Origin of the sequence: uncultured Sulfitobacter sp. (assembly GCF_964021855.1) — a bacterium.
Classification (GTDB): Bacteria; Pseudomonadota; Alphaproteobacteria; order Rhodobacterales; family Rhodobacteraceae; genus Sulfitobacter.
In genome coordinates this window covers 542,927-555,682 of record NZ_CAXHZD010000001.1, presented here as the reverse complement: position 1 = coordinate 555,682, position 12,756 = coordinate 542,927, and the positions used below count along the sequence as shown (strand labels likewise).

Sequence of the window (12,756 nt, the reverse complement as noted above, 5' to 3'; positions counted from 1 at the left end):
TTCGATAATCAAGTATAAATCTATATGTACTTGCCTCCTACGGGTCACCCGAGGACTTTGGAGGCCTTACTGCCAAGCGAGGACATGTGCGTCAGATTGTCGACAACCTTAGAGATCTAGGCCCACGGAGACTGGCCCTGTTAGGCGGTATCGGCTTGGCCATCGTCGCGGCTGTGTTCATCGGTGCCCGCACCATATTCGCGCCAGCCTTTGTTCCGCTTTACAGCCAGCTTAGCCCCGGCACCGCGTCGCAGATGATGCAAACGCTTGAGCAAGCGGGGCTTTCCGTCGATCTGTCGCGCAATGGCGATACAATTTCGGTCGCGGAAACCGACATCGCACGGGCACGCATGGCCCTTGCCGATGCGGGATTGCCCGGCGAAGGCGTGCCGGGCTGGGAAATCTTCGACAACATGTCCGGCATGGGGATGAACTCCTTTATGCAAAAGGTGAACCGGCTGCGTGCGCTTGAGGGCGAATTGGCCCGCTCCATTCAAACCATCAATGGCATCACAGCCGCGCGGGTGCATCTGGTGTTGCCGGAGCGTGCTGCTTTCTCGCGGTCGCGGCCCGAGGCCAGCGGCTCGGTCATTGTACGCTCACAGGCCAACACAACCATGACCCGCAGGCAGGCGCAGGCCATTCAAGCGCTGGTGGCCTCGGCTGTGGCCGATCTTGATGCCCAAGACGTGACTGTGCTGTCCGCCTCGGGCGAGACGATCCTTGCCAAGGAAGACGGGGGCAGTTCGGATTTCTCGTTGCAAAGCCAACGGGGCATGATCGAAGAACAGCTGGCCCAAAAAGTAGAGGCGATCCTGAACGCCCGTGTCGGCCCCGGCAATACCCGCGTGCGGGTCAGCGTGGACCTGACCACCGAACGCGAGGTCCGCGTATCGCGCAGCTTTGACCCCAATCAGCAGGTCGCCCGTTCGATTGAAACCCGTGTTCGCAACTCGAGCGAAACGGACCCTGCCGCGGGCACCGTAGACGTGGCCAACAATATCCCCGACGAGCTGCGCGAAGATGGGGCCGGCGCTGGCGGGCAATCAACCCGCAGTGAAAACGACGAAGTCATCAATTATGAAATCGGTTCGGTCCAAAGCGAAGTGGTCCGTGAACCGGGAGATATCGAACGGGTGTCTGTCGCCGTTTTGGTGAATGGCAGCTACGGAACCCTGCCCGACGGCACCGAGGGATATATTGCGCGTTCCGATGAAGAAATGCAGCTTTTAAGGCAATTGGTCAGCACCGCCATCGGCTTTGACGAAACGCGCGGCGATCAGGTCCAAGTGGACAGCCTGCAGTTTTTGGATTTCGATGCTGATTTCAACAGCCCCATCGGGCGCGGTTTCATGGCCATTCTGGCCGATAACACCATGTCGATCCTGCGCGCTGTATTCGGGTTGGCGCTGGTCGCCATCATCATGGTGCTGGGTGCCAAACCCCTGCGCATGATCCTTGATGCCACGACGCTTACCCCGTCGTTGGCGGGCGTTGGCCCGAATGCCGCGCTGCTGACCGGGCCAGAGCCTAAACAGCGCGCGTTGCCAAATCAAACCGCCGCACCGCAACTGGCAACACCGCCTACCGGACAAACCGGAACGCTGCTTGGCCCCGACGATGAAGTGCCCCGCGAAATGGTGCAGCTCGCGTCGGTGCAAGGCGCAGTACGTCACAGCCAGATCAAAGCCGTCGCCGCCTTGGCCGAGAACAACTCGGAAGACGCCTTGCGTGTACTGGGCGAATGGCTGGCGGAAAGGGACGATAAATGATTACCAGACTGAACCTGCGCAATTTTGACGACGATGGCACCACATCGCCCGATGATCATCACGCTGCCACCAACGAAGAGATCGAAGCACGGATCGCAAAGGCCCACAAACAGGGTCATATCGAGGGGTATTTGACCGGTGCCGACGCAGGGCGCGCCGAAATGGCCAAGACAATGGAAAAGGCGCAGACCGAAATGGTCGAAACCCTGGGCCAAGAGCTGGCGCGCCTTGCCATCGCCGCCGAACAACGGCACGAGGCGCTGGTCGCTCAGGTGGTCGGGTTCACGCTTCAGACCTGCGAGATTATCTTTCCCGAGATCATCGAACGCATGTCTGCCGAACGGGTCAGAAAAACCGCGACGCAGTCATTGAAGATGGCCATCGGATCAAGCCGCATTCGGGTGCGCCTGTCGCCCGCAACTCTGGCCGAGATCGGCCCCGAACTGCGGATGCAGGCCGTGCAACATCACTGCGATCATGCGCTTGAGCTTCAGGCCGATCCGGAACTGCACGCTGGTGATGCGCGGATGGAATGGGATCACGGCAACCTTGATTACGGCTTCCAGAAGATCTGCGATCGGCTTTTGGTCGAACTGCGCGACACTCATCAACGGGCGATAAACGCTCAAAAGGAAAAGGACGGACATGGACAAGCCTGACTTGCAAAACCCTAAAACCAACGCGGACGCCGATGCACAACCCCAAGCGTCGTCGCCGCTTGCCGATGCGCTTGGCCAGCCGGTTGACCCGGATCAAGACAAGAGAACCGTATTCCCGAACCTGGATCAAGACGACCCGACCCAAGACGGTCTTGACGCTGCGCGCCTTGAAAAAGGCGGGGCGGGGATAAACGCGATGCTGAACGTCGGGCTGGATGTGCAGGTCGTGCTGGGACAAGCGCGCATGCCGATTTCGCGGCTGCTAGAGCTGACGCGCGGGTCGATTGTGGAACTGAACCGCAAGATCGGCGCGCCCGTCGATTTGATGGTCAGTGACCGGTTGGTCGCACGCGGTGACCTTGTCAAAGTCGGAGAAGACCGTCTGGGCGTGTCTTTGACCCAGATCGTCAAGGACTATGTCCCTGACTAATAACCATCATCTGCTTCGCTATGTGCCGGGCCAGCTTTTGCTGGCCGGGCTGTTGCTGTTTGCCACGACCGGCATAGCAGCAGCGCAGGATGGCGGCTTTTTGGGCACATTGTCCGATGTGGTTGGCAATGCGGCCCCCGGCAGTGACGACAATGCCAATCTGTCCGGTCGTATCGTACAGTTCATCGCCCTGATTACGGTTCTTAGTATCGCGCCGGGCCTGTTGGTGGTGATGACCAGCTTTACCCGCTTTGTGATCGTTCTGTCGATGCTCCGCTCGGCCCTCGGGTTGAACCAGACGCCGCCCAATATCGTGCTGACCTCGCTTGCGTTGTTTATGACCTTTTTTGTTATGCAGCCGGTGTTTGAGGACGCGTATGAAGGCGGGGTTGTTCCCCTGTTGAACAACACATTGGCCGAAGAACAGGCGATCGAGCGGATCGCGGACCCGTTCCGCGCGTTTATGTTCGTTAACACGCGGCCCGAGGATTACGCCCTGTTTCTGAACGTCTCGAAAACAGATGAAGAGGCCGCAGAAACACCGCTGCCCGCCAGCGCCGACGAAGCCACCTTTCGCCATCTTGTACCGGCCTTCATGATATCCGAACTGCGCCGGGCGTTTACCATCGGATTTCTGATTTACCTGCCTTTCGTCGCGATTGATCTGATCGTCGCCTCGGTCCTGATGAGCGCGGGGATGATGATGCTGCCCCCTGTTCTGATCTCGTTGCCGTTCAAGGTGATTTTCTTTGTGCTGATCGATGGTTGGTACATGCTTGCCGGGTCATTGATCGAAAGCTACGTACCGTTGGCCAGCGGATGACCTGCGCTTGAGAAGGAGTGTTTCATGTCCACCAATACGCTTACCGAAGATCGCACCGCTGCGGTCATGCTTAAAAAGATGAAGGGGCCAACCAAGGCCGCCATTACCTTTTTATGCTTGGGCGAACAGGCCGGATCAAAACTGATGCAGCAGCTTGGCAGTGCCGAGATTGAACGCATTACAGCCGCGATGAGCCAGCTAGGGCCAATTCCGTCCGAGGTGGTCGAGGCCGTGCTTGGCGAATTCACACAGAAGGTGGTGAGCGGCACAGGAGCGGTCGTGGGGTCGATGTCGACGGCTGAAGCGATGCTGCGCAAATTCCTGCCAGAAGATCAGGTCGCCGATATTCTGAACAACGTCCGCACCAGCAAACGCGAAGACGCCATGTGGCGCGGGTTTGGGGCGCTGAACGAAACGGTGATTGCGAACTACCTGAAGGGTGAACATGATCAGACGGCGGCGGCGATCCTGAACAATGTTGATACGGCCGTCGCGGCCAAGGTTCTGCCGTTGCTTGGGGCCGAACGCATGCATGACGTGGCCGAGCGGATGATCACGATGGAGGCCGTCCCCCTGCACATGATGCAACAGATCGAAGAAACGTTGAAACTGGACATCATGTCGGACGCGATCCATACCAGTTCGGCCGAAACACATCAGCGCATGGCGGATTTGTTCAACAAACTTGATGCGCAGGCCTTTGAACAACTCTCCGGTGCGCTGAACACGCGGGTGCCCGAGGCGTTTCAATCCATCAAACAACGCATGTTTGTCTTTGACGATCTGATCAAACTGAACATGCAGGACATCGCACAGGTCATGCGCGGGCTAGAGGGGGAAACCCTGCCCCTTGCCATGCGCGGGGCCAAGAAAGAACTGCGCGATCACCTGATGGAATGCCTGCCGCAGCGGTCGCGCCAAATGCTCATGGACGAGATGGAGGCCACCGGCCCCGTGCGCGGACGCGATGTGCGTGCCGCTCAGGCAGAAATGGTGAACTATGCCAAGAGCCTTGCCGATGAAGGCACGATTGAGCTGCCTTCCAGCGCCGACGATGATGACGACGAGCTGTTCGAATAGCCCAACCGGTCAGCTGTAGTTGCCGTAGCCATTTCGAACGATCGCGGGGATATCAATCGTGATGATATTAAAGTTGTCGCCTTGCGAGGCGGAAACCGCGTTTGCCATCAAGGTCAACGCCCCGTTCGTTTGGGTGTTGATCCCTTCGATGGCATCATAAACCGCAGAAAAACGTGACACGAGCCTGTCGACCTCTACCGGGTCTTTCAGTTTCTCGATGTCAAATTTCTGCGCAAAAAGCTCTGCCTGACGGTCGATATCAACCTGAACAACCGCGTCCGGCAGGCCAAGTGCGCGGCGCATGAATATGCCTAGGTCTTCGTCCTTCAGCACATCGAACCACGTGTTGATCTCAGACGCTTTGGCCTTGAATTCAAGCGCAATACCGGCCCCGACGTTATCTTCGGCGGCGTTGTTGATCACCAGACGTTCCTTGAACCGGTCGATCATCTCGGCCTGCCAATCGGGATCGTCAAAATTCGCGCTTGGCCCACCATCGGGGGCGAAACCAAGGGCGTCGTACATCTCGCGGATTTTGGGATCGGTCAGGCGGTTGACCAAGGATGTGCGATCCGAAACATCGCTTTCCAATGCTTTACGGACCAAGGCCTTGCCGAAAATCTGATCTTCAAGATCAAATGCGCGCATCACAAAGGTATAGACCTCGGTATCCGCAACCAGTTCTTTGGCAGACCCGATGGACGCGATACGTTCGCTGAATGCGGCAACCTGCCGGGCGTTCAGGGCATTGTTCGCAACCATATCAAGCTGCTTGTCGCGGGTCGCGTCAAACAGTTTGACAGCCAGCTGCGTGCCCATTCCGCCTAGCGATATCACACGTGCACCATTTCCTGAGGGGGCGGACGCTTGATCGGGCTGATTTGCATCAACTCGGCCTCGTATTTCAGCACGCCGCGCAGCTCGCTCATCGCCTTGTAGTAGTCCGACATGCTCACGTAGTTGGCGGCTTCCATAATGCGAATTCGCATTTCGGGGCCAAAGCAACAGGCCAGTTCAGCAAGGCCTTGTTGGATCATTGTAATCACCTGATCGCGGGTTTCGGGCCGGATCAGGGCGGTCTGCAACAGGAAATATACCTTGGATACCGGGGTCGATTGCGCCTCGGGTTTTAGCAGATCGGATTCACGCACGATATCGGCGCGGTTTTCGACCGTCAGAGCCTGACGGCGGTCACCGTTCCGGATCACGCAGCCGTTTACCACAACCCGTTCGCGCGGCTTTAGTGTTAGTTTCAGCATGTTAAACCTCCTGCACCGCAGTTGTGGCCGCCTGACCTGCAAGTCCGGCCACAATATTTGTATTGATTTCAACCAGCCCGGCGACGGTCCCTTGGCCGGCCATCAAACCCGATGTTTGACGATCAACCCAAAGCGCCAACGAGATCAGCGAAGCCTTGAGTGCAGCAGGCATCGCGTTGTCGGGCTCGGCCAGATCATGGCGCAGAGCAGCCCAAAAGCGCTGGTTTTCATAAAGACTGTCACGCAACCCTTGGGAAAGGATCGCCAGACGTTCCGCCGGGCTCTCGCTCGCGTCAAATTCCTTGCCCATTTCGGCAAGGTCATGCGTCACGCGCGACAGGATCCGACGTTCGATCTGGCGGGGTGTTTCGCTTTCCCGGATGGTCTTTTTATATGCGGCCAAGCTCATGTAGTTGCCTCTTTTACTGTATTTCCTGCTCGTATTGCCCCCATTCGGAGACTTTTCTTACCTGTTGTGGCTACGGCCATATCTATCGCCTTACTTGAACAGGCTTAGAATGTTCTGCGGTGCTTGGTTCGCAATCGACAAGGATTGTGTGGAAAGCTGCTGCTGTACTTGGAGGGACTGCAAACGTGCCGCTTCTTCTTCCATGTCGGCATCGATCATAGACCCAACACCAGCATCCAAGCGGTCGGTCAATTCATTCAGAAAGTTCTGCTGCGTTTCGATCGATTTTTCGACGATACCCAAATCAGTCGCCGCATCGATCACGGATGCCAGAAAGCCTTCGGAGTTTGTTAGGGCAAGTTCCAGATCGGCAGCGGTCGTTGCGTTGGTGATCGTGATCCCGGCAAAGCTGCCTTGCAAACCTTCAAGGTCCCCTGCGGTGAAATCAATGGTCGTGGTCGACAGCGTGCCACCGTTACGGCTCACACCGGAAACGACCTCTTTGGCACCAGAGCCGGCTGTCGAAATCAGGTTTTCCCCGTTAAAGGAAGACTGTTCGATCGCGGTCTTCATTTGTGCGGCCAAGGATGTAAGTTCTTTTTGAACATCACCTTGGTCAACGCCTTCGGTCTGTGCAAATGCCAGACGGTCCACAAACTCTTGTGCCAGATCGACCATGGTTTCAGCGCCAAGGCGGGCAGTAGAGACGGAGTTTTTCGCCAGCGTCAGGCCCTCGTTCACGGCTTTGTTCATGCCGCTTTCGGAATCCATTGTGGTCGAAATCGAGAAATAGGAAGCGTTGTCCTTAGCGGAGTTAACTTTCATCCCGGTGGAAATCCGGTTTTGAGTTTCGCTAAGCTGATCGTTAATGCCGCGCAAAGTCGATAGCGCGTTCATCGCCGATGTGTTCGTGAGGATTGAGGACATGTGGTCTCCGTACTGTTCTAGTTTCTTTCAAGTCGTCTTCTGACAACCGCAACCCATCGTCCGTCCTAGTCTGGTAGAGTTCCGGCCCCGAAAAAATATCCGGGGCCGGAGGTGTTTTTAGTGCCTAGGTTGGCATTAACGGAACAAGCTCAGGATGTTTTGTGGAGCTTGGTTTGCGATCGACAAAGATTGTGTGGAAAGCTGCTGCTGCACTTGGAGGGACTGCAAGCGTGCGGCTTCCTTTTCCATATCGGCGTCAACCATCGAGCCGACACCGGAGTCGAGACGGTCACCCAGCTCGCTCAGGAAGTTTTGTTGAGTTTCGACCTGCTTCTCGGCGATACCAAGATCAGTCGCAGCATCTGTCACGGCCGAAAGATACCCTTCGGCGTTTGTCAGGGCCAGTTCCAGATCGGCAGCGGTCGTTGTGTTATCGATCGCAATCGCTGCAAAAGTGGTCTGTACGGCTTCAAGATCGGTGGCAGAGAACGAAATCTTGGTTGTCGACAAAGTGGCACCTGAACGGCTTACACCGGAAACGACTTCTTTGGGGCCAGCGCCAGCGGCCGAAATCAGGTTCTCACCGTTAAAGGAAGACTGATTGATCGCGGTCGCCATCTGCGCAGCCAAGGATGTAAGTTCTTTTTGAACATCAGCTTGGTCAACGCCTTCGGTCTGAGCAAATGCCAGACGGTCAACGAATTGCTGCGACAAATCGACCATTGTTTCAGCGCCAAGACGGGCGGTGGAGATCGAGTTTTTGGTCAGTGTAAGACCTTCGTTTACGGCTTTGTTCATGCCGCCTTCTGATTTCATCGTTGTAGAGATCGAGAAATAAGAAGCGTTATCCTTGGCGGAGTTAACCTTCATACCGGTAGAGATACGGTTTTGGGTTTCGCTAAGGTTGCTATTCACGTTCCGCAAAGTGGAAAGTGCGTTCATTGCGGAGTTGTTTGTGAGGATTGAGGACATGTGTATTCCTGACTATTCTTAGTACGTCATGTCGTCATTCTGACAACTGCGGGGGTTGCCCGCGTAAACTGTTTTATCCGAAAATCTGTCAACATTGAGGCAAATCAAAAGCTTTTGTCCACAGATTGGGAAGGTGTTGCGCGGTTGACACGTTTCGCGCCACCGCGTCCGTAAAGCCCTGCGATACTATGGCGTTCCCGCGTGTCAGTGACTTCTTGGATTATCTCTGCGGTTGCGCGCTGTGCCTGCTGCAAATGCTGCTGGTCGCGCAAAATTAGTTCTTTCAGGCCGCTTAGCTGCTCCTTGCTTACCGCTTGGGGGTTCTCTTGCAATTGCTTTTCCAGAACCGCGCTCAAACGTGCTTTTTCCCCGGCGTATTCAACCAGTTGCGAAAACTCTCCGCCCTCGACCGCTGCGATTTCCTTGCGCAGCAGATTGCCCAATGCATCGACGGCTGCCAGCGCTTTGCGTTGATTGCTCATAGGTCTTGCCCCGTCTGATAACGCTGGATCGCGGTATCGATCCGTCCGGCAATTCCCGTCGTATTCTGCTCTGCAATACTCCGGCCGATGGCGTCAGACAGGAAGCTGCGCCAGGTCTCTTCGGCATGGCCACCGCCGAAATCTCCGAGGTTCACGGTCGACAACATCTCATCCACCATCTGGCCCAAAAACATGGCTTCGAAATCCACCGCCGATTGCGACGGCGCTTGCTGGCTTGGTGACGCAGCCACGCCAGCAGACGTGGAAAGCGGTGCGGCGGATAGGGGAGGGAGTTCCATGCAAATACCTCCTAAATAATCTCAAGATCGGCGTGCAAAGCACCTGCCGCCTTGATCGCCTGCAAGATCGAAATCGTCTCGGTCGCGCCGACACCAATGGCGTTCAACCCGTCGACCAGACGCTGCAAACTTACTGACCCGTCGATCACAGCAAATTTCGCATCGCGTTTTTCGACTTCGACTGTTGAATTGGGAACAACCACCGTGGTCCCGCCGATGGACAGCTGTTCAGGCTGACTGACATCGAAATCATCCCGCACGGTGACCGTCAGGCCGCCCTGGCTGACCGCGACCCGGTCAATGCGGACATTGGCCCCGATAACGATGGTCCCGGATCGTGCGTCGATCACCACCTTGGCAACCTGATCCGGCTCCACCAGCAGCGGCTCAATATCGGCCATCAATTCGAACAAGGACATCTTGCCGCCTTCTTCGATGGCGATTGTACGGGGATCAAGCGCAGTGGCGATGGGGCCAATCGCGCTGTTAATGGCCTCTTCAACCCGTTTGGCCGTGACGAAATCGGGGTTGCGCAGCGCCAAAAGAACGCGGTCCATATCGTTAAAGGCGAAAGGCACCTCGCGTTCGACAATGGCACCGTTTTCGATCCGCGCACCGGTTGGGACACCTTCGACGATGGACGCATTCAGCCCCTGCGCCGCATAGCCCGCGACCGCAATCGGGCCCTGTGCGACGGCATAGGTCTCTCCGTCCGCAGCAGAAAGCGGGGTCACAATCAGGGTACCACCCCGCAGCGATGATGAATCGCCCAAGGAGGACACGACCACATCAATGGTGCTGCCCGCGCGCGCAAAAGCTGGCAGCGAAGCGGTAACCATAACGGCGGCGGTATTTGCGGTACGCATCTGGTCTTCGCTCAGATTGCCGATGCCCAGCCGTTCAAGCATGCCTTCGATAGCACTTTGGGTAAACGGTGCGTTGCGCAGTGAATCGCCAGTGCCGTTCAACCCAACGACCAAGCCATAGCCAACCAGTTGGTTCGAACGAACACCCTCAACGGTAACGATATCCTTGATCCGCACCTGCGCGCTGGCGGGCGCGCAAAGCCCAACCATCAGGCCGACCAACAGGAATTTGACTATGATATTCATGGTCTGCGTTACCGGCCTACATAAAGTTCAAAAATGACATGCTTGAGAGCCGCGCCGTCACGGCGTAGCTGGATTCAAGCTGTGTTTGCAGTTGGGTCAGGCGGGTCGCGGCGTCATATTGGTCGGCCCCTTCCAGCAGCAACCGTTCGCCATCCAGAAAACCCGCGCGGCTTTCTTGGGCGGCGACCGTGTCGGCCAGACGGGTGCGTTTCAATCCGGTGTCGGTCTCAAGCTCTGTCAGACCGCTTAACCCGCTGGTGATTGCGTTGCGTGCGGCAGTCGCCCACGCCTCGCGGGCGTCAGGATCGCTGATCTGGTTAACGTCAACGGCGCTTAGCATCGCCAACCCACGCATAAGATCGCGCATGGCGGGGTCGTTTGCTTGGGCGGTTTGGGAAATCGTTTCGGTTTCGGAAATCCGTGCCGTCAGCGGTGCGTTCGGTTGCCCACCGCCATCCATCGCAGGGGTGCCGTTGTAAAAACTGGCCTCAAAGTTGCGCGCAGGGTCGCCCGTGTGCTGATCGTTGAACATATCGGTCAGGGCGTCGATAGCCGCCTGCACATCCGCCAGCGAATTCAGCCCGCCGCTTACCACGTCATCCACAATGCTCGAGGGTGACAGCCCCGTATCAGGGTGCGGCGTATCCCACCCCTGCAAGGGTTTCGTATCGCTTGCCGTGCCAGACATCAGATATCCGGAGCTGTCGCTGACCGCACTCCGTTCGATCAATGTATCAAGTGCGGCACGCGCGGCCTGCGACAACTGCGCCGATGTTTGCCCGGCAGAGGATTGCGCCAGAAACGATTGTTCCAGAACCTCTTGCCCGGCCTCGCGCATCGCACCAAGCGACGTCTCAACCGCCAGAAACCGGCGATCCAACAGCGCATTCGATGCAAGAAAGCCGTCGTTGCGCACGATCTGCATGCGGATGGCGATGGCGTCCGCAGATTTATGGCCAAGCGCATCATAGGGCTTGGCTTTCAGACCTGTCGTCACCTCGTATGACGCATCCGAGATTTGCGCAGCAATACGGCTGGAGGTCTCGCGCTGGCGCAAGCTTTGCAGGGCAGTCGATACTGTGCGGGATATTTCAGTCATTTACCGTCTCACACCGTATTCAAAAGGGTATCGATCATGTCGCTCAGACTGCTGAGAACCTGAGAATTCGCGCCATAGGCTTGTTCGATTTCCAGCAGTTTTTGCAACTCGGTGTCCACGTTCACACCCTCGATATTGCTGCGGCCATCTTCATATGACACCAGCCGGATTGTGGCGGTTTCAGCGCGGGTATCCGCGCTGACGCGGATATTGTGCTGATGGCCAACCAGTTCAGCGGCATAGTCACCTAGCCGCGCAGTCGCGCCCAGCCCTGCCGCCGGATCCATCGCTTGAGATTCGTCAAAAATGGCGATCATAGCATTGATTTGATCTGTAGCACCCGGGTCTCCGGGGGTGCTAACATTAAGGCCGTCGCGCAACCGCCACAGCGCGCCGCCTTTTTCAGGCTGCACGCTGACATTAACCGCCAAACGGCCCGCCAGCCCGTCAACATTCGCCGGATCAAAAGCCGCACCGGCGTCGGTAAACAGCCCCGGATCACCCGGTGCGACAGAGGCATCCGCCGTCTCAAAGCTTTGGACCAAGCCGCGCGCAAGTTCATCCAACTGAAGGTTCATTTGCGGAATAACCGACGACAGCATGTCGCTTAGCCCCGCTAGCCGCCCCGACGAGAAGCCCCGCCCGCCAGCTTGGCCCGGCGTGATATCGACACCATCCGCAAACAGCGCACCGGTTTGCCCATCTGCCGTTAACACCGCAGCATCACCGCGATGCACCAATTCGGTGCCGCCCGACGTGTGCAGCGACAACGTGCCGTCTGCCTCCCACCGGGTTTGAAAATCCATGTGTTCGCCCAAAGCATCAAGCCGTCGGTTCATTTCATCCATCAAACCGCCGGCGGTTGATGTGCCCGAGTTTGTACCGCTCAATTGTTCGTTCAGCGCAGCGATCCCTGACAGGGCATCATTCACCTGCGCCGCGCTTGTTTCAAAGCTGTCTGCTGCCTGCGCGCGACTGCGGTCAAGCGCGCTGGCTGCGCTGTTCAGACTGGTCACAAGGCTATTGGCGCGCTTCAACAGGTCATTTTGCACCGAGGCATCCGACGGGTTGTTGGCCAAAAGGTCCAACCCCACCTGAAATTCGGCCATACGCGCGGCGGGCGATACCTCGTCCCCCGGCTGACCCAAGGTGAGCAGGTAGCCACCCAAGATCTCTCCGGTGACATTGGCGCTGCCCAGCTCGGCACCGGCAACCCGCGTCATACCGGCAAGCCGTTCGTCGATTTGCCGCACAATACGCAATTCGACCGTGCTGCCCTGCACACCGCCCCCGCTGACCTGCAAGCCGTCGCGGCGGGCATAGCCTGCTGTCTGTGCATTCGCGATATTGCCCGCAACCAGATTGGCGCGCCCGCTGGTGGCTTGCAAACCGCTGCGCGCGATATTGTATGCGGACGAGATGCTCATTCAGCG

At 57.3% G+C, this 12,756-nt stretch carries 15 protein-coding genes; 5 read left to right on the top strand and 10 right to left on the bottom strand.

The window, feature by feature from the left end:
• Positions 1-86: 86 nt before the first annotated feature.
• Genes fliF through AADJ11_RS02665 form a run of 5 tightly spaced genes read left to right on the top strand, consistent with a single transcriptional unit; the run spans position 87 to position 4,764 of the window.
• Positions 87-1,772 (top strand): flagellar basal-body MS-ring/collar protein FliF, encoded by a 1,686-nt coding sequence (fliF, locus tag AADJ11_RS02685; RefSeq protein ID WP_341233013.1) that lies wholly within the window; start codon positions 87-89, stop codon positions 1,770-1,772.
• A complete protein-coding gene (locus tag AADJ11_RS02680; RefSeq protein ID WP_341233012.1) occupies positions 1,769-2,431 on the top strand; it encodes a FliH/SctL family protein in 663 nt (220 codons plus the stop codon). Before fliF ends, AADJ11_RS02680 begins: the two co-directional genes overlap by 4 nt.
• Positions 2,418-2,861 carry a FliM/FliN family flagellar motor switch protein gene (locus tag AADJ11_RS02675; RefSeq protein ID WP_341233011.1) on the top strand — a complete coding sequence of 148 codons (444 nt, stop codon included), beginning with the start codon at positions 2,418-2,420 and terminating at the stop codon, positions 2,859-2,861. The genes AADJ11_RS02680 and AADJ11_RS02675 overlap by 14 nt, the downstream gene beginning before the upstream one ends.
• Positions 2,848-3,684, top strand: a complete 837-nt coding sequence (fliP, locus tag AADJ11_RS02670) for a flagellar type III secretion system pore protein FliP (protein ID WP_341233010.1) — start codon at positions 2,848-2,850, stop codon at positions 3,682-3,684. Before AADJ11_RS02675 ends, fliP begins: the two co-directional genes overlap by 14 nt.
• Before the next feature lie 24 nt (positions 3,685-3,708).
• Positions 3,709-4,764, top strand: coding sequence for a flagellar motor switch protein FliG (locus AADJ11_RS02665; RefSeq protein ID WP_341233009.1), 1,056 nt, complete (start codon positions 3,709-3,711; stop codon positions 4,762-4,764).
• Positions 4,765-4,773: 9 nt separating this feature from the next.
• Here the strand turns inward: AADJ11_RS02665 and AADJ11_RS02660 are convergent, their stop codons facing one another.
• From AADJ11_RS02660 to flgK, 10 genes are all read right to left on the bottom strand, one after another.
• Positions 4,774-5,583 carry a DUF1217 domain-containing protein gene (locus tag AADJ11_RS02660; protein ID WP_341233008.1) on the bottom strand — a complete coding sequence of 270 codons (810 nt, stop codon included), beginning with the start codon at positions 5,581-5,583 and terminating at the stop codon, positions 4,774-4,776.
• 14 nt (positions 5,584-5,597) lie between these two features.
• Positions 5,598-6,023 carry a flagellar biosynthesis repressor FlbT gene (locus tag AADJ11_RS02655; RefSeq protein WP_341233007.1) on the bottom strand — a complete coding sequence of 142 codons (426 nt, stop codon included), beginning with the start codon at positions 6,021-6,023 and terminating at the stop codon, positions 5,598-5,600.
• Position 6,024: 1 nt separating this feature from the next.
• A complete protein-coding gene (flaF, locus tag AADJ11_RS02650; protein WP_341233006.1) occupies positions 6,025-6,432 on the bottom strand; it encodes a flagellar biosynthesis regulator FlaF in 408 nt (135 codons plus the stop codon).
• Between the two features lie 90 nt (positions 6,433-6,522).
• Positions 6,523-7,359, bottom strand: a complete 837-nt coding sequence (locus AADJ11_RS02645) for a flagellin (RefSeq protein ID WP_341233005.1) — start codon at positions 7,357-7,359, stop codon at positions 6,523-6,525.
• Positions 7,360-7,494: 135 nt separating this feature from the next.
• On the bottom strand, positions 7,495-8,331 hold the full coding sequence (locus tag AADJ11_RS02640) for a flagellin (RefSeq protein WP_341233004.1): 837 nt from the start codon (positions 8,329-8,331) through the stop codon (positions 7,495-7,497).
• Positions 8,332-8,435: 104 nt separating this feature from the next.
• Positions 8,436-8,813: a hypothetical protein gene (locus AADJ11_RS02635; RefSeq protein ID WP_341233003.1), complete on the bottom strand. Its 378-nt coding sequence runs from the start codon at positions 8,811-8,813 to the stop codon at positions 8,436-8,438.
• A complete protein-coding gene (locus tag AADJ11_RS02630; RefSeq protein ID WP_341233002.1) occupies positions 8,810-9,112 on the bottom strand; it encodes a hypothetical protein in 303 nt (100 codons plus the stop codon). Before AADJ11_RS02630 ends, AADJ11_RS02635 begins: the two co-directional genes overlap by 4 nt.
• A gap of 11 nt (positions 9,113-9,123) precedes the next feature.
• Positions 9,124-10,224: a flagellar basal body P-ring protein FlgI gene (locus AADJ11_RS02625; RefSeq protein WP_341233001.1), complete on the bottom strand. Its 1,101-nt coding sequence runs from the start codon at positions 10,222-10,224 to the stop codon at positions 9,124-9,126.
• A gap of 16 nt (positions 10,225-10,240) precedes the next feature.
• Entirely contained in the window at positions 10,241-11,323 is a 1,083-nt protein-coding gene (locus AADJ11_RS02620; RefSeq protein ID WP_341233000.1) for a flagellin, read from the bottom strand.
• An 8-nt stretch (positions 11,324-11,331) separates the two neighbouring features.
• Positions 11,332-12,750: a flagellar hook-associated protein FlgK gene (gene flgK, locus AADJ11_RS02615; RefSeq protein WP_341232999.1), complete on the bottom strand. Its 1,419-nt coding sequence runs from the start codon at positions 12,748-12,750 to the stop codon at positions 11,332-11,334.
• Positions 12,751-12,756: the final 6 nt, after the last annotated feature.